Origin of the sequence: Kitasatospora sp. MMS16-BH015, from assembly GCF_002943525.1 — a bacterium.
Taxonomy (GTDB): Bacteria; Actinomycetota; Actinomycetes; order Streptomycetales; family Streptomycetaceae; genus Kitasatospora.
In genome coordinates, this window is the sequence record NZ_CP025394.1 from 5,148,436 (window position 1) to 5,165,548 (window position 17,113).

Here is a 17,113-nt window from a genome sequence, read left to right on the forward strand (position 1 = left end):
GTCAGCGCCTGCTGACACCGATCCGATGCCAGGGGGGCCTCAGTCATTCGGTTGACTTGAGGGATAATCGGATGAAGATGAGATGAAGATGGCCTGCGGCCGCCCTGGAAACGACACCCGTGGCAGGCCGATCTCCACTCGGAGCAGTGAACCGCGGCGACCCCGAACGGGCGCCGGGCACCGGGTGCAGGACCGTGTCGGGGAGTTGGGTGTTGGGCGGCATGGAGGCTGACGGCGGTCGGGCCGGAGTGGTGCGCTCGGCGCCGCCGGTCGAGCAGAACGCGCGGCTGCTGCCCGTACCGGGCGGTCAGCTGCCGGACGGGCAGGCCGAGGGCGGGCGCAGCTCGCTCGGCGTGCTCCAGTCCGAGCGGTCCCGGCTGGTCCGGGTCTACCGCCGGCTGCTGCCCGAGCGCAGCCGGGCGGCCATCGCCGGGAAGATCTCGCACGAGGTACGCACCCAGGTCATCCACCAGATCTCGCGCTCGCTCTCGCTCCAGCAGCGGGTGACCACCGTGCGCGGCGGCCGGCTGGCCCGTCGTCACCCCGCGCTGTTCGAATCCGGCCAGGTCGTGCTGGCCCAGGTCGGCCGGGCCCGCAAGGTGGTCAGCCTGCGCGCCGACGCCTCGCCGATGCAGGCCCGCACCGACAACCTCCAGCTGGTGCGCCGCGCCCTGGATGCCGCCGGCATCCGCCACTTCTGCGTCCGGGGCGCCCTGGACGCCTCCTCGGTGGTGGCCGTCTCCCGGGCCGACCGGGCCGCCGCGCACGCCGCGCTGGCCGCGCTCTGCGCCAAGGTGCCCGGGTACGTCTCGGCCGTGCCGCTCGGCCCGGCCACCGTGCCGGACCACTCCGAGCCGGGCTTCGAGGCGGACAGCTGGCACGAGGTGGCCAAGGCCGGCGTCATCCGGCTCACCTGGTTCCACGGCGACCCGTCCGGGCAGTACGTGCTCGGCCACGAGTACGGCTGCGACGTCGAGTTCTGGACCCCGACCGAGGGCGAGCTGCTCGCGCCGCGGCGCAACCGGGTCTGCGAGCGGGTGCCGGCCGACGGGCCCGTGGTGGACGGCGCGCCCGGGCTGTTCACCAGACTCGAGGCCTGGGACCGGCCGGGAGAGCCCGTGCCGACCCGCGCGGAGTTCACCCACCCGCTGCCCGAGGACGTCCGCTTCCCGGTGGACGTGGTCTACACCTGGGTGGACGGCAACGACCCCGCCTGGCAGCGCCGCCGCGCCGAGGCCGAGGGATCGCCGCACGACTACAACCCCGAGGCGGTGAACGACGCCCGCTTCATGAGCCGGGACGAACTCCGCTACAGCCTGCGCTCGCTGCACCTCAACGCGCCCTGGGTGCGCAACGTCTACCTCGTCACCGACGACCAGACGCCGGAGTGGCTGGACACCTCCAACCCGCGGCTCAAGGTGCTCAGCCACCGGGACGTCTTCCGGGACGCCTCGGTGCTGCCTACCTTCAACTCGCACGCGATCGAGAGCCAGCTGCACCACATATCCGGGCTCTCTGAGCAGTTCCTCTACTTCAATGACGACGTCTTCCTGGGCCGCCCGGTTCCGCCGCAGCAGTTCTTCCACTCGAACGGGTTGACCAAGTTCTTCCCGTCCACCGCGATGGTGCCGCTCGGCGAGGCCACGCTGCTCGACGCCCCGGTGGCCGCCGCGGCCAAGAACAACCGGCGGCTGATCGAGGACGAGTTCGGCACCCGGCTGGTGCAGAAGATGATGCACGTGCCGCACGCGCTGCGGCGGGACGTGCTCTGGGAGATCGAGGCCCGCTACGCGGAGGGCCACCGGGCCACCTCGGCCACCCGCTTCCGCAGCCCCACCGACCTCTCGGTGGCCTCCTCCCTGCACCACTACTACGGCTACCACTCGGGCCGCGCCGTCCCCGACCGGCTCGAGTACGCCTACCTCGACCTGATGCACCCGAGCACCTCCCGCCGCCTGGCCAGGATCCTCGCCGACCGCAACCTCGACGTGTTCTGCATCAACGACACCGTCTCGGCCCGCAAGGACCTGGCCAACCAGCTGGAGCTGCTCCAGCCCTTCCTGGACTCCTACTTCCCGGTGCCCAGCCCGTTCGAGAAGTAGGGCCTCCGGCGCAGTCGTTCGACCACGCCTATTCAAACGATCTTCACACTTGCGCTAATGTTGCCCCTTGTACGGGGGGGCATCGGTGTTCTTCGTGGCGTCAATGACGAAGAACATGCGACGGGGAAGTGCGTAACCAGTGTCCGAGCCTGTGAAGAGACGGCCCCGCCTCGCGGTCCTGGACGGGATGCGGCTGGCAGCAGCCCTGCTCGTGGTGTTCTGCCACTACACGGCCTCCGACGACGCCTGGGGCAGCCCGGCCACGGACCTCTTCCCGGGGCTGCACGACGTGACCCAGTACGGCTGGGTCGGGGTCGAGGTCTTCTTCCTCATCAGCGGCTTCGTCATCTGCATGAGCAGTTGGGGCAAGTCCTTCGGGGACTTCGTGGTCTCCCGGGTGACCAGGCTCTACCCGGCGTACTGGATCGCCGTGGTGCTCGCGGCCGTGGTCGTCAGCCTCTGGCCGGCGGTGCGGCAGTTGAACAACTGGACCGAGGCTGCGGTCAACCTGACGATGCTCCAGGAGGGCCTGGGCGTCCACAGCACCGACGGCGTCTACTGGACGCTCTTCGTCGAGCTGAAGTTCTACCTGCTGTTCGGTCTGTTCGTGGTGGTGCGCGGGGTCGACTACCGCCGCTGCGTCATGTTCTGCGCGCTCTGGACGGTGGCCGGACTGGCCGAGCAGGTGGCGCCGAACAAGCTGCTCTTCATGTGGACGGAGCCGTTCTACTCGCCGTACTTCTGCGCCGGCATCGCGCTCTACCTGATGTACCGCTTCAAGCCCACCGCCCTGCTGGTCGGCATCACCCTGATCTCCTTCGTGCTGGCGGAGTACCAGGTCTCCCACCGGGTGGCCCGGCTGGGCTACGACACCACCAATGTGGACCACCGGATCGCCGCCTGGCCGGCCCAGCTGATCGTCGCGGCCGCGTTCCTGCTGCTGACCCTGATCGCCCTCGGCGTCTTCGACCGCATCCAGTGGCGCTGGCTCTCCACGGCGGGCGCGCTCACCTACCCGCTCTACCTGCTCCACCAGGACATCGGCTTGACGGCGCTGCACGCGCTCAAGGGCCGGGTCGGCCCGCTGCCGCTGGTGCTCGGGATGATCTCGGCGATGATGCTGCTCGCTTATCTCGTCCAGCGCTTCCTGGAGCGGCCGCTGAGCTCCGCGCTGAACCGGGCGATGAAGAGCGGTATGGCCGAGCTCCGGTACAACTCGGCCCCGGCGGAGCGCCGCCCGACCCGCGTCCAGGCTCCGGCCGAGCCGGAGCGGGTGCCGGAGCCGGTCTGACGGCGCGGCCGCCGGCCGGGTCTACCAGCCGGCGGTGATCCGCAAGGGGCGGCTGAAGGCCGCGCCGCCGGTGTTGTCCCACTCCCTGAGCTCGCCGGTGGTGTCGTCCCGGGCGATCAGATCGGCCCGGCCGGTGCCGCGGAAGGTGCTCGCGGTGGTCTGGGAGTCCGGCCCCCAGCCGGTGAGCAGCGCAGCTCGGCCGCCGAAGGTGCCGTCGCCGTGGCCCGCCCAGTGATAGAGGGTGCCGGTGGTGTCGTCCCGGGCGACGAGGTCGGCGATGCCGTCGCCGGTGAAGTCGGCGGCGGTGGTCTGGGTGAAGTTCCAGCCGCCGGTCAGTCTGACCGGCAGGCTGAAGGTGCCGCTGCGGTTGCCGGACCAGAGGTAGAGGGTGCCGGTGGCGTCCTTGGCGACGAGGTCGGCGATGCCGTCGCTGGTGAAGTCGGCGGCGGTGGTCTGGGTGAAGTTCCAGCCGCCGGTCAGTCTGACCGGCAGGCTGAAGGTGCCGCTGCGGTTGCCGGACCAGAGGTAGAGGGTGCCGGTGGCGTCCTTGGCGACGAGGTCGGCGATGCCGTCGCTGGTGAAGTCGGCGGCGGTGGTCTGGGTGAACGTCCAGCCGGCGGTGAGCTTGACCGGGGCGCCGAAGGTGCCGTCGCCGTGGCCGGGCCAGCGGTAGAGGGTGCCGGTGGAGTCCACGGCGATCAGGTCGCTGCGGCCCGAGCCGGTGAAGTCGCCGGCCACTGTCTGGGCGAAGTTCAGCGTGACGCCGGCCGGGGCGGGCGGGGTGAGTACGGTGTCGGCCAGCACCTGGTTGCCGTTGTCGTTGAGGTGCAGGTGGTCGTTGGCGGGGTTGTAGTACCCGGCGAACAGCTGCTCGGGCGCCAGCGGGTCACGGGTGGCCTGATCGAAGTCCACCACGCGGTCGACGTCGGCGGTGGCCCGAAGGTAGGCGTTCACGCAGGCCCGGACCTGGTCCTTCGCGGGCGTGTAGGTGGGGTGGCCGCCGAACGGGGGGATGGTGGCGGCGGTGAAGGAGAGCCCGGCACCGTGGGCCCGGCCGGCGAGGTCGTGGATGGCGGCCTCGATCGTGCTGTCGCTCGCGCCGCCGTAGGCGATGTCGTTGATCCCCTCGTAGAGGATGACCGAGCGGACGCCCGGCTGGTGCAGCACGTCCCGTTCGAACCGGTTCTTCGCACTGACGCCGTGCGCGGCGTCGGTGTCCGGTGCGTCGGCGGTCAGGCTGTTGCCGGAGATCCCCATGTCGACCACGCCCAGCGGACTGCCCTGGGCCAGCAGGGTGCGGGCGTAGTCGTTGACCCAGCGGCGGTTGGCGTCCTTCGTGGTGGCGCCGCCGTCGGTCTGCGAGTCGCCGAGCGCCACGATCGTCCCGCCGCCGGGGGCTGCGGTGACGTCGATCCCGCCCAGGTACGCCCAGTGGTCGAAGGCGGTGGTGAAGGCGCCGGGGCCTTGGTCGGCGGCGTGGTCGGCGCCGTCGGCGGCCGCGTAGGAGGAGGTGAGGGCATAGGCGTGGTACGCGGGCGAGCTCACCGCGTCGGGCAGGTGGATGCTGACGATCAGGTTCCGGTCGGCCGGCACAGTGAAGCCGGAAGCGTCGTCGCTGTAGACCTCACCGCCGTGCGGGATGACGGTCTGCAGGCCGCCGCCGAAGCGGAGGTCGACCGGGGGGCCGGCCGGGGTGGCGCCGCTCGCCTGGACGGCGATGGTGGCGTGGTCCACCCGGACGTCCGAAGAGGCGAACGGATTGACCAGGCGGATGCGGGCGTTGGGGCCGCCGACACTGCTGTGGACGACCATCCGCAGTGTCTCCCGACCCGGGACGGGAGATGGCGGGGCGGGGTCGACGGCCGGGTCGGGCGTGGACGGGACGGCCGTCGCCGTGCCCCAGGTACCCGTCCGAGCGGGGGATGACAGGGTGGGGCGACTGACGGGGGTCGGGGCGGGGAAGGGTGAGCAGCCTGCGGTGTCGGCGCCGGCCGCGCCCGCAGTGGCGAACTGCACCGCAGTGAGGCCGCAGGCCACCGCCAAGGCCGCAGCGGCGCGTGGCCCCCTCCGCTGTCCGGGTCTGATGCTCTGTCCGATGGTCCGCTGCACGTGCTGCTCCCCTTGGGGCCCTGATGGGTTGTGGTCGGACGATCGCCGACGCTAGAGGGTAGCGGCCCGGTGGTCAGACGGTGTGCCAGGGAGCGAACGGGCTGCGGAGCCCGGCCTCTCGGGTGCGGGCGACGTGCAGTCGGGCGTCGGTGCCGATCGCGGCGAGCACCAGCCTGCCCAGCCGGTCGTGGGCCAAGGCCGGGGCGCCGGTGACCGGGCCGCCGGTGTCGGCCCAGCCGCTCCCGCTGCGCAGGGTGAGGGTGGTGGCGTCGTTGCGGTGGGCCACCAGGTCGCCGTCCGGGGTGTGCAGGGCGGTCACCTCCCCCTGGCCGCCGTGCCCGTCCAAGCCGGCCGGGAGTAGTGGCCAGCCGTTGCTCCGCTCGCGCAGAGCGGTGACCGTGCCGCTGCGCCCCTGGCGGTAGTAGAGGGTCGTCCGCCCGGGTGTGGCCTCGACCGGGGTGAGGGCCCCGGCCACCGGGATGGCGAAGCCGACCCGGCTCGGGGTGAAGGCGACCGGGCCGCTCTGCCGCCAGCGCCAGGCGTTGCGCACGTCGCTGGCGAAGACCTCGACCTCGCCGGAGGCGAGTGTGTGCGCGGTGACGGCGTCCTGCAGCTGCTTGCCGCCCAGGCCGGTCCAGTGGCTCCAGCCACCGCCCGGCGTCAGTACCCGGTGGGCCAGCTCGTGGGCGAAGTCCCGGACGAAGACGTGCAGCCGCCCGGCGGAGTCGAAGGCGGCGGCGGGGGTGCCGATCTCCCGGCGCATCAGGTGGCGGCGGTTGCCGTGGTCGGGCCCGGCGAGGCTCTCCCAGGCGGCGAACGAGCCGCCCGGGTCGGCCTGGGCGGTGTGCACCACCTCGACTCCGACGGTGCCGTGGGCCCCGGCGGTGCGCCGCAGCGCGACCAGGTGGAGTCGGCCTGCCCGGTCGGCGAGCACCCGAACGGTGGGCAGCAGCCACTCCCCGGGCAGCGGCCCGACGAGCGCGAACTCGCCTCCCGGCGTCTGCTCGCGCCAGTGGACCAGTCGGCCGCCGAGTACGGCGAAGGCGTTGAGCCGACCGGTGCCGTCCGCCTGCAGCCAGTCGGTGGCGGCCGGGTAGCGGGAGATCGTGCTGATCAGGTGGGTGGTGGCGCCCGGGTCGGGGCGGACCTGGAAGTCTCCGCAGCTGTGCGCCGGGCAGGAGCGCGCGCCGTACCCGGCGTAGGGCATCAGATAGTGGCGCTTCTCCGCCTTGTCGGCCGGGCCGAGGTTGGAGGGCCAGAACTTGCTGCTGTAGCCGCGGTAGTGCTCGACCACCGGCTGCATGCCGGTGGCGGCCGTGTATTCGCGCAGGGCAGCGAGGGCGAACTGGGCGGTGGCGGTGTGGTCGATGTGGTCGGCGGCGGTGATCCCCTTCTCGGAGGGGTCGTGCTCCGGATCCGGGTCGAGGGTGCGCACGGTGGTCGGACGGTGGAGCTTGAGCAGGTCCAGCAGGACGGCTGTGACGCGGTCCCGGGTGAAGTCCTGCGGCGCCGTGACCGGGGAGCCGGCGCCCGGCAGGGTGGACTCCGCGGGGACGGCCCCGGACCACAGGGTGCGCAGCCGCACGCCGGTGCCGTTCGGGGCCTTGGCCTCCTCGTGCAGGCGCTGGCCGAGGTTGCAGAACCAGAGCTGCACGGTCGGGCGGGCGTTCAGGGTGCAGCGCTCCAGCACGGCGCCGTCGGCCACCGGGACGGCCTCGCGGCGCCAGCCGGCGTGCTGGTCGCCGGTGGCCATCAGGGCGTAGGCCGAGCGCAGGCCGTTGTGCCGGGCCTCCGTGTAGGCGGCCTTGTCGGCGTCGGTGGCGTCGTGCTCGGGGCTGTCGTTGGAGCTGTTCTTGCCGTCCGCCTCGCCGGCGGTGAGCACCACGGTGGCCACCGGCGCGCCCTGGGCGATGGCGCGCTGGAGCGGGGGGTTCATGAAGTACAGGTCGTCGTCCGGGTGGGCGATGATCTGCAGGTAGGAGCCCGACCAGCTGCCCTCGGGCAGCGGACCGGTGCCGGTCACCTCGGCCTCGGCGGCCCGGTCGTCGAGCGGGTACGAGCGCAGCAGTTCGGTGAACGGCAGTACGGCGAGTCCGGCACCCAGGACGGCCCGCCTGGTCCACGGACGGCGGGGCACGGTGGGCAACCCAGGCTCCTGTCAGCAAAATCGGTCATTCGATCTTACGTTCCAGGTCGTATGGGATTGTCCCAGGGTTCTCCCAGCCGTGTCACAGGCTTGTACCAGTCGAGGTGGGCCTGTACCGGCTGTGGCGGATGCGGCGCTATTCCATTTGGAGGCCGGGTCTTCCTAAACTGAAGTCCCTCTGTGGGGGAACGGCGCCCATTGGGTCTCGGGGGAGGCGCGTGTGTACGAAGACCCTGGCGGGATGGACGAGGCGACGGCCCGGCCGTACTTCTTCCTCAGTTACGCGCACACGCCCCGGGCGACCGGCCGCGGCGCGGGGGATCCGGACCACTGGGTGCGCAAGCTCTACGACGACCTGTGCGAGGCCGTGCTGGTGCTGACCGACCTGCCGGCCGGGGCGCAGGTGGGGTTCATGGACCAGTCGATGCACCAGGGCGAGCGCTGGGCCGAGCGGCTCTCCAAGGAGCTGGCCGGCTGCCGGGTGTTCGTGCCGCTCTACTCGCCGCGGTACTTCAACAGCCTGGCCTGCGGCCAGGAGTGGCACTCCTTCACCCGCCGCCCGGTCTTCCCGGCCCGGGCCGGCTCGGACCTGACCACGGCGATCGTGCCGGTGCTCTGGGTGGCGACCGGCCAGTACGCGTTACCGAAGGTGGCCAGCGACCTCCAGTTCAACCACAGCAGTTTCGGCGCCGACTACGCCGCCGAGGGGCTCTACGCCCTGATGAAGCTGAGTTACTTCCAAGCCAGTTACGAGCTCGCGGTGCACCGGCTGGCCAAGCGGATCGTCGAGGTGGCGGACGAGACGGTGATCCCGGTCGGGCGGCGGCTCAACTTCCAGGCGCAGCCCAGTGCGTTCGAGGCCAAGGCGCCGGTGCGGCGGCTGCAGATCTCGGTCTTCGCCAGCCACCACGCCGAGCTGCCCCAGGGTCGCAGCACCGACTGGTACGGGCCGGACCGGCTGGACTGGCACCCCTACCGGCCGCACGGCGGCCGGCCGCTGGCCGACCACGCGGTGCGCCTGGCCAAGCAGTTGGGCTTCCACCCGAGCGTGCAGGAGTTCGACGCGGAGGCCGCCGGGCGGCTGGCCGGCGCCGATCCGGGCGCGCCGGGGCTGCTGCTGCTCGACCGCTGGGCCCTGGGGGACGAGGAACGCCGGGAGCTGGTACGGCAGTTCGACCGGGCCAACCCGCCCTGGGTCAGCGTGCTGGAGCCGTGGAACGCCGACGACCAGGAGTGCGTGGAGCACACCGGCCACTACAGCGAGCTGAGCGACCGGGTGCTGCGCAACAAGCACCGGGACGCCAAGCCGAGCTTCGCCGAGGGGGACACCACCGGGCTCGCCAGCCTGGAGGACTTCGAGGAGGCGCTGCCGCGGGCCGCGATGCGGGCCAAGTACGCCTTCGAGGACCACACCCGCACCACCCAGCCCACCCAGACCGGCTCGCCCAAGCCCAACCTGCGGGCGGCCTTCGACGAACCGAGGGCCCCGGCCCCCGGGCCCGGCCCGAGCGGCTCCGGCAGCCCGGGCGGCACCGGCGGCCTGCGCGGATTCTTCGAACGACGGGCCGGCGACTTACGCGCCGGCGAGGACCCGGGCGCCGCCCCAGGGGGAGGAGTGGCATGACCGACAACCCGACCAGGAAGCTCCGGATCGCCGTGGACGCGGCCGAGGCCGAGCAGGAGCGGACCGCCGCCGAGGAGGACCGGCAGGGGCGGATCGTCACCTTCTACTCGTACAAGGGCGGCACCGGCCGCACCATGGCGCTGGCCAACACCGCCTGGATCCTGGCCGCCAACGGCTTCCGGGTGCTCGCGGTGGACTGGGACCTGGAGGCGCCGGGGCTGGCCAAGTTCTTCCGCCCCTTCCTCGACCAGGCCGCACTGGCCGGCACCACCGGCATGATGGACCTGATCACCGAGTACCGCGAGGAGGCGCTGCGCGAGGTCGAGCGCGAGCCCGGCTGGCACCGGGACTTCGCCCGGGTGCACCAGCACGCGATCTCGCTCAACTGGCAGCTCTTCCCGGCCGGCGGCAGCCTGGACTTCCTCTCCGCCGGGCAGCCCAACCGGGACTACTCCGAGACGGTCGGCCGGCTCGACTGGGACCTCTTCTACGACCGCTTCGACGGCGGCCAGTTCTTCGACGCGCTCAAGCGCGACATGAGCCAGCGCTACGACTACGTGCTGATCGACAGCCGCACCGGCCTCTCCGACATCGCCGAGATCTGCACCGTGCAGATGCCCGACGACCTGGTGGTCTGCTTCACCCTCAGCGACCAGTCCATCGAGGGCGCCTCCAAGATCGCCCAGCACATCAACGACCGCTACCGCGACCGCAACATCCGCATCCTGCCCGTCCCGATGCGGATCGACGAGGGCGAGAAGGAGAAGGCCGACGCCGGCCGGGCGCTGGCCCGGCTGCGGTTCGGCGGGCTGCCCGAGGGCCTGGACACCGACGAACTCTCCCAGTACTGGGCCTCGGTGGAGATCCCGTACCGGCCGTTCTACGCCTACGAGGAGATCCTGGCCACCTTCGGCGACCAGGGCGGCACCCCCACCTCGATGCTGGCCGCCTGCGAGCGGCTCACCGGGATGCTCACCAAGGGCCGGGTCACCAGCCTGCCCCCGGTGGACGAGGACCTGCGGCTGCACTGGGTGGACGCCTACACCCGGCGCCGGCCCAGCGTGCCCGCCGACCTCTACCTCAGCTACGTGCCCGAGGACCGGATGTGGGCCGACTGGATCGCCGCCGTGCTCACCAGCGCGGGTTTCAGGGTCGTCCCCCGGGATGTCGGTGCCGGGGCCGACAGCCGCTCCGACACCGAGCGGGGCATCGATGCCGCGTACCGGACCATCGCGGTCTTCTCCGCCGCCTACCTGCGCTCCCCGCAGGCCCGCGCGCTCTGGGATTCGCTGGCCGGCTTCGACACCGGCGGCACCCGCCGCCAGCTGGTGCCCGTCCGGGTCAGCGACGTGCGCCTGACCGCGCCCTTCAACAGCCGCAACCCGGTCGACCTGGTCGGCCGCGACGAGGCCCAGGCCGCCTTCACCCTGCTGCGCGCGCTCGGCCGCACCGACGCCTCGATCGAGGAGGCGGCCGCCGCCGACGTGCCGCGCTTCCCCGGCACCAAGCCGCGCTACTGGTCGGTGCCCCAGCGCAACCCCTCCTTCACCGGCCGGGCCCAGGTGCTCGACGAGCTGCGCGACCAGCTGGTCGGCGGCCCCACCGTGGTGCTGCCGGTGCCGCAGACCCTCTACGGCCTCGGCGGCGTCGGCAAGACCCAGCTCGCGCTGGAGTACGCCCACCGGTACATGTCGCACTACGACCTGGTCTGGTGGATCGACGCCGAGCAGACCGAGCTGATCGCCCCCGCCCTGGCCGAGCTGGCCCGCCGGCTCGAACTCCCGGTCGGCGACAGCGTCAACGAGGCCGCCGAGGCCGCCCGGGAGGCGCTGCGGCTGGGCCGGGTGGTCTCCCGCTGGCTGCTCATCTTCGACAACGCCGACGAGCCCGGCGAGATCCGCCGGTACTTCCCGGTCGGCGGCTCCGGCCACATCCTGGTCACCTCGCGCAACCAGGCCTGGACGGGCCAGGCCGGGGTGCTCGGGGTGGACGTCTTCACCCGTGGCGAGTCCATCGAGCACCTGCGCCGCCGCACCCGCGGCCTCTCCCGGCACGACGCCGACCGGGTGGCCGAGGCGGTCGGCGACCTGCCGCTGGCCGTGGAGGTGGCCGCCGCCTGGCTGGACACCACCCGCACCCCGGTGGACACCTACGTCACCCAGCTGCAGGAGGAGGCCACCCGCGCCCTCTCGGTCGGCCGCCCGGCCGACTACCCCAGCCAGGTCGGCGCCACCTGGAGCGTCTCGATGGCCCGGCTGCGCGAGCAGTCGCCCGCCGCCGTCCGGCTGCTCCAGCTCTGCGCCTTCTTCGCCCCCGAGCCGATCTCGCTGGACCTGGTCTACAGCGACCAGATGATCAAGTCCCTGGTCGGCTACGACGAGGAGCTGAGCGACACCTTCATGCTCGGCAAGGTCATCCAGGACGTCGGCCGGTACGCGCTGGCCAAGATCGACGCGGGCAGCAGCAGCCTCCAGGTGCACCGCCTGGTGCAGGCCGTGGTCCGGGACGAGATGTCCGAGGACGAGCGGGTGGCCGCGATGCACGAGGTGCACCGCATCCTGGTCGGCGCCCGCCCCAAGCTCGGCGACACCGACAACCCCGCCAACTGGCCCGCCTTCGACAAGATCTGGCCGCACCTCTCGCCCTCCCGGGCCCGCGACTGCGACGAGCGCGAGACCCGCGAGCTGCTCATCGACCGCGTCCGCTACCTCTGGAAGCGCGTCGACCTCGACCGGGCCCGCCGGCTCGGCGAGCAGCTGCACGGCACCTGGGCCGCCCGGCTCGGCAACGACGTGGAGCAGACCGAGGCCGACCGCCGCAACCTGCGCCGGCAGATCCTCAGCCTGGACTTCCAGCTCGCCAACGTGCTGCGCTCCCAGGGCAACTACGCCGAGGCACTGGCCCTGGACGAGGCCACCCTGACCGGCCAGAAGGAGCTGCTCGGCGAGCGCAACCCGTACACCCTGATGACGGCCGGCTCGCTCGGCGCCGACCTGCGCGCGATCGGCCGCTTCCAGGAGGCGCTCGACCTCGACCTGGACACCTACGGCAGCTTCCGCGAGCTGTTCGGCGACGAGAACGCCCGCACCCTCTCCAGCGCCAACAACCTGGCCATCTCCTACCGCCTGGTCGGCGACAGCGAGGCCGCCCGCGACCTCGACCAGGACACCTACGACCGCCGCTCCGCCGTGCTCGGCCCGCGCCACCCGTACACCCTCTCCAGCAAGTCCAACCTGGCCCGCGACCTGCGCGAGGCCGGCGACTACAAGGGCTCCATCGAGCTGCTGCGCGAGGTCACCGTCGACCTGGACGCGGTGCTCCAGCCCGACCTGCCGGAGAACCTGCGCAACGCCAAGTCGCTGGCCGTCTCGCTGCGCCGCGACGGCCAGCTGCGCGAGGCCCGCCAGCTCACCCTGCAGACCTACGAGCGCTACCTGGACCGGTACGGCGCCGAATCGGCCGAATCGCTGGCCTGCGCGCTCAACCTGGCCGCCGACCACAGCGCCTCCGGCGACAAGGAGACCGCCCGCGACCTCGCGCTGATCGTCTACGAGGGCCACCGGCGGCTGTTCGGCGACGAGCACCCCTTCACCCTGGCCTGCGAGAACAACCTCGGCATCTACCTGCGCGGCAGCGGGGAGACCGAGGAGGCCGTCCGGCGCGGCCGGCGCACCGTGGACGGGCTGACCAGGGTGCTCGGGCCCGACCACCCGTTCACCCTGAACGCGATGATCAACCTGGCCAACGCCTACGGCGACTCCGGCGACCTGGTCCGCGCCGAGGAGTTGGAGCGCCGCGCCTACGCCGGGCTGTGCAACCGCTACAGCCCCACCCACCCGGACGCGATCGCCTGCGAATCCAACCTGGCCGTCACGCTGCGCCGGGTCGGCCAGCAGACCGAGGCCAACGGCCTGCGCGAGCACGCCGTGGCCGAGCTGCTGCGGCAGTTCGGGGTCGAGCACCCGAACACCGTCGCAGCCCGGGGCTGGAAGCGGATCAACCGGGATCTGGAGCCGCAGCCCTGGTGAGCTCGGCTACGCTCCGACCATGACTGCCACCCGTCCGAAGGTCCTGGTCACCCGGCCGCTCGCCCCCGGCGTGCTGCCCCGGCTCGCCGCCGCCTGCGAGGTGACGGTGCACGAGGAGGACGGGCCGATGCCCCGGAAGGAGCTGCTCGAGGCCGTCCGGGGCGCGGCGGGGCTGCTCACCACCCTGGACAACCGGGTGGACGAGGAGCTGCTGGCCGCCGCCGGGCCCGGCCTTCGGATCGTGGCCAACCACGCCGTGGGGTACCACAACGTGGACGTGGCGGCCTGCGCCGCGCGCGGGGTCGCGGTGAGCAACACCCCCGGGGTGCTCACCGAATCCACCGCCGACATGGCCTGGGCGCTGCTGCTGGCCGCCGCCCGCCGGCTCGGCGAGGGGGAGCGGCTGCTGCGCTCCGGGCAGCCCTGGATCTGGGCGCCCACCTTCATGCTGGGCATGGAGCTCTCGGGCACCCCGCTGGGCATCCTCGGGATGGGCCGGATCGGGCAGGCGGTGGCCCGCCGGGCGGCCGGCTTCGGCATGCCGGTCAGCTACCACAACCGCCGCCGGCTCGACCCGGCCGAGGAGCAGGGCGCACAGTGGCTGCCGCTGGACGAACTGCTCGCCCAGTCGCCCGTGTTGGTGGTCACCTGCCCGCTCTCGGCCGGCACCCGGCACCTGCTGGACGCCGAGCGGATCGGTCAACTGCCGCCCGGCGCCGTACTGGTGAGCATGACGGCCGGAGTGGTGGACGAGGTGGCGCTGGCGGCCGCTCTCGACTCGGGTGCGCTGTTCGCCGCCGCCGTGGACAACTTCGAGCACGAGCCCGAGGTGCCGGCCGCGCTGCTGGCCCAGGAGCGGGCGGTGCTCGCCCCGCACCTGGGCAGCGCCACCGTCCGCACCCGGCAGGCGATGGGCGGCCTCGCGGTGGACAACCTGCTGGCCGTGCTGGCCGGCGGCCGGCCGGTCACCCCGGTCAGCCCGCAGCCCAGTTGAGCGCCTCGGTCATCACCTTGAGCGCGCCGAAGTGGGCGGCGCCGGGCTCCAGGTAGAGCTCGGCCCCGGGGATCTTGTCGGCCAGCCAGCGGGAGTGGTCGACCGGGGAGAACTGGTCGTCGGCGCCGTGCCATAGCCTGGTCGGCACCGCGATGTCCTCCACCTTGAAGCCCCAGTCGGTGGTGAAGGCCAGCATGTCGTCGATCCAGCCGTCCGCGTTCTGCCGGAAGGCCTGCCGGAAGGTGCTCAGCAGCATCCGGCGGATCCCCGCGTCGGCCACCAGGGTGCGGTCGGTGGGCGGGAGTTCGGAGACCAGCCCGTTGATCAGGCCGGTCGGGTCGTCCCGCAGCCGCTGCGAGCGCAGCTGGAGGCTGTCCGCGATGTGCTGCAGGCCGCGCTCGATCTCGCGGTAGGCGCGCACGTTCGAGGCGGTCATCCCGCCGTACCAGTCCAGGCCGTCCGCGTGCCGGGGCGCCAGGCTCACCAGGGCGGCCACCCGGCGCACCCGGTCGGGCAGCAGCGCCGCGCAGGCCAGCGCGTGCGGCCCGCCGCCGGAGCGGCCGAGCACCGCGAAGTCGCGCAAGGAGAAGGCGTCGGCGATCGCCGTCACGTCGGCCGCCGCCGAGGCCACCCGGCGGCCGGGCAGCCGGGTGGAGTCCCCGTAGCCGGGGCGGTCGAAGGAGAGCAGCAGCACGCCGAGCCGGTAGAGCACGCTGCTGCGCGGGAAGGGGCCGAGCCGGCTGCCGGGCATGCCGTGCAGCAGGAAGACCGGCCGCCCGGCGGGGTCGCCGACCCGGTCGACGGCCAGCACCCGGCCGTCCTCCGTTTCGACCAGGTGGGTGGTCACGCGGGTCCTCCTGGGGTCGGGGGCGGGTCCGGGGGTGGCTCAGCCGGCCACGTCGAGGTTGCGCACCTCGCGGCGGGCCTGCCAGGTGGTGTGCTCGCGGGAGATGGCGTCCTCGGCGTCCCGGGCCAGCCGGGCCCAGGTCTCCTCGGCCTGCGCCGAATCCACCGCGAGCTGCCCCAACTGCGCCTCGACCAGGGTGAGTTCGGAGGCGGCCAGGGAGTAGGCGGCGGCCTGCGGCCGGTACTGGCGCAGCTGGGCCCAGGCCGCCACCGAGGCGGCCACCGCCGAGAGGGTGCCGAGCGCGTCGTAGCTGTACCAGCCGAGCGCGCGCAGCACGGCGAGCACCAGCCCGGCCAGCGGCAGCACCACGCCGAGGGTGGAGGCCCGGCGGCTGGCGTTGGCGCACCGGCGGGCCTTCTCCCGGTACCAGTCGCGCTGGGCCAGCACCCGCTCGCGCAGGTACACCTCGCGCCGGACGGCCAGCGGCTGCTCGCGCAGCTGCTTCATGGTCTCGGTGATCTGCGGGTGGCGGGGCGGCCGGCCGGCCAGCGGGCCGCGCCACAGGTCCAGCTCGGCCTGCACCCGGGCGATCTGCGGGATCGCCCGGGTGGTGCCGAACTGGCTGATAATGCCCCCGAGTTGCACGTCGTACAGTCGTTCGGCATCCGGCAGGGTCTTCGGTGGCGGCTGGTAGGCGTCGGCCCGCACCGCGTACTTCCAGGAGAGCGTCTTGACCGACTCGGCCGCCGCCCGCCCCTCGTACCAGAGCCCCTGCGGGTTCTGCCGCCCGGCCAGCGCGGCCAGCGCCACGGTGGCGCCGTACGCGAGTGCGGCCAGCCAGGCCCAGACCGGGCCGTCGGCCGAGCCGGTGGCGGCGGCCGCCACCAGCATCAACAGCTCCCAGCGGGAGAGCGAGACCGCCCGCCGCTGCCCCTGCAGGGAGGAGGAGTCGGCCGTCCAGAACAGCTCCGGCAGCAGGTCGTCCTCCCGGACCCTGCCCATCGAACGCGGTGCGCCTGCCGTCATCCCGGCCCCCGTACCCGTCTACGCCTGATCCCCGGCCAGTATGAACGTCAACTGGCCCCGGCAACAGGGGCGGTACGCGCCATGTCGGAGCGCGCGGGAGCTCAGTACGCGTAGAGGATCCGGTCCGCGTTGTCGGCCATCACCTTGGCGTTCCACTCGGTGCCGCCCTCCACGTTGCCGGAGCGGAACAGCGGCGGGGTGTGGCCGCGCTCGGTGAGCTTGCCGACGGCGGCGGCCACCACGGCCTGCATCAGGGCGCTGGTGACGACGGTGGAGACCGAGCCGAAGGTGGTCTCGGCGCCGGGGGCGGTGAGCTCGCCGTCGCCCACCGCGATCTTGCTGTCCAGCACGAGGTCGCAGTTGTCCTTGAGGAAGGTGCCGGAGGGGTGGTTGGAGGTGGTCGCGGCCGGATAGGCCAGCGAGGTCACCCCGATCACCCGCATGCCCTTGGCCCGGGCGTGCCGGGCCAGCTCCACCGGCATCACCTGGCGGCCGGAGAGCGAGATCAGGAAGAGCAGGTCGCCCTCGCCGGCCGGGGTGAGGTCGAGGGTGGCGGTGGCCAGGCCGGAGACCCGCTCCAGCGCGCTGCCCAGCGGGGCGGGCATCACGTTGACCCCGGTCATCCCGGGCACGTTCAGCAGGTTGATCACCACCAGGCCGCCGGCCCGGTAGACCACGTCCTGGGCGGCCAGCGAGGAGTGCCCGGCCCCGAAGGTGAAGATCCGCCGCCCCTCGGCCACCGCCCCGGCCAGCAGCTCGGCGGCCCGGTCGATGCCCTCGGCCTCCTCGCTGCGCACCCGCTCCAGCTGCCGCACCGCCGCGTCGAAGTACTGCTGCACCAAGTCGCTCATCTGGTCTCCGTACCGGGCGGGGCGGCCGGGGTGGTCCAGACCGCCGCGGGAGAAAAAGCAATGGACAAAGCTACGGCGAGCACGGTGCTGCCTGG

At 72.7% G+C, this 17,113-nt stretch carries 10 protein-coding genes; 5 read left to right on the top strand and 5 right to left on the bottom strand.

Going from position 1 to position 17,113, the window contains the following annotated elements:
- The first annotated feature begins 221 nt into the window (after positions 1 to 221).
- Together CFP65_RS22375 and CFP65_RS22380 are read left to right on the top strand one after the other, a co-directional pair.
- Complete coding sequence (locus CFP65_RS22375; protein WP_217368177.1) at positions 222 to 2,102, top strand: stealth family protein; 1,881 nt, start codon at positions 222 to 224, stop codon at positions 2,100 to 2,102.
- 151 nt (positions 2,103 to 2,253) lie between these two features.
- Positions 2,254 to 3,393, top strand: coding sequence for an acyltransferase (locus CFP65_RS22380; protein WP_217368178.1), 1,140 nt, complete (start codon positions 2,254 to 2,256; stop codon positions 3,391 to 3,393).
- 21 nt (positions 3,394 to 3,414) lie between these two features.
- Here the strand turns inward: CFP65_RS22380 and CFP65_RS22385 are convergent, their stop codons facing one another.
- Positions 3,415 to 5,205, bottom strand: coding sequence for an FG-GAP-like repeat-containing protein (locus CFP65_RS22385; protein WP_104817862.1), 1,791 nt, complete (start codon positions 5,203 to 5,205; stop codon positions 3,415 to 3,417).
- A 370-nt stretch (positions 5,206 to 5,575) separates the two neighbouring features.
- Positions 5,576 to 7,639: a PIG-L family deacetylase gene (locus CFP65_RS22390; protein ID WP_254553049.1), complete on the bottom strand. Its 2,064-nt coding sequence runs from the start codon at positions 7,637 to 7,639 to the stop codon at positions 5,576 to 5,578.
- A 229-nt stretch (positions 7,640 to 7,868) separates the two neighbouring features.
- On the opposite strand from CFP65_RS22390, the gene CFP65_RS40225 reads away from it, so the two are divergent.
- The 3 genes from CFP65_RS40225 to CFP65_RS22405 are packed head-to-tail and all read left to right on the top strand — an operon-like array spanning position 7,869 to position 14,294.
- The gene (locus CFP65_RS40225) at positions 7,869 to 9,272 is read left to right on the top strand and encodes a TIR-like protein FxsC (RefSeq protein ID WP_158702314.1); all 1,404 of its coding nucleotides are present in this window, start codon (positions 7,869 to 7,871) and stop codon (positions 9,270 to 9,272) included.
- Complete coding sequence (gene fxsT, locus CFP65_RS22400; RefSeq protein WP_104817865.1) at positions 9,269 to 13,300, top strand: FxSxx-COOH system tetratricopeptide repeat protein; 4,032 nt, start codon at positions 9,269 to 9,271, stop codon at positions 13,298 to 13,300. The genes CFP65_RS40225 and fxsT overlap by 4 nt, the downstream gene beginning before the upstream one ends.
- Before the next feature lie 19 nt (positions 13,301 to 13,319).
- On the top strand, positions 13,320 to 14,294 hold the full coding sequence (locus tag CFP65_RS22405; RefSeq protein WP_104817866.1) for a D-glycerate dehydrogenase: 975 nt from the start codon (positions 13,320 to 13,322) through the stop codon (positions 14,292 to 14,294).
- On the opposite strand, the gene CFP65_RS22410 is transcribed toward CFP65_RS22405, so the two are convergent.
- From CFP65_RS22410 to CFP65_RS22420, 3 genes are all read right to left on the bottom strand, one after another.
- A complete protein-coding gene (locus CFP65_RS22410; RefSeq protein WP_104817867.1) occupies positions 14,275 to 15,141 on the bottom strand; it encodes an alpha/beta hydrolase in 867 nt (288 codons plus the stop codon). The two genes, CFP65_RS22405 and CFP65_RS22410, sit on opposite strands and share 20 nt — an antisense overlap.
- Before the next feature lie 39 nt (positions 15,142 to 15,180).
- Entirely contained in the window at positions 15,181 to 16,167 is a 987-nt protein-coding gene (locus tag CFP65_RS22415; RefSeq protein WP_104817868.1) for a DUF4231 domain-containing protein, read from the bottom strand.
- 101 nt (positions 16,168 to 16,268) lie between these two features.
- Positions 16,269 to 17,018 carry a sugar isomerase domain-containing protein gene (locus CFP65_RS22420; protein ID WP_104817869.1) on the bottom strand — a complete coding sequence of 250 codons (750 nt, stop codon included), beginning with the start codon at positions 17,016 to 17,018 and terminating at the stop codon, positions 16,269 to 16,271.
- Positions 17,019 to 17,113: the final 95 nt, after the last annotated feature.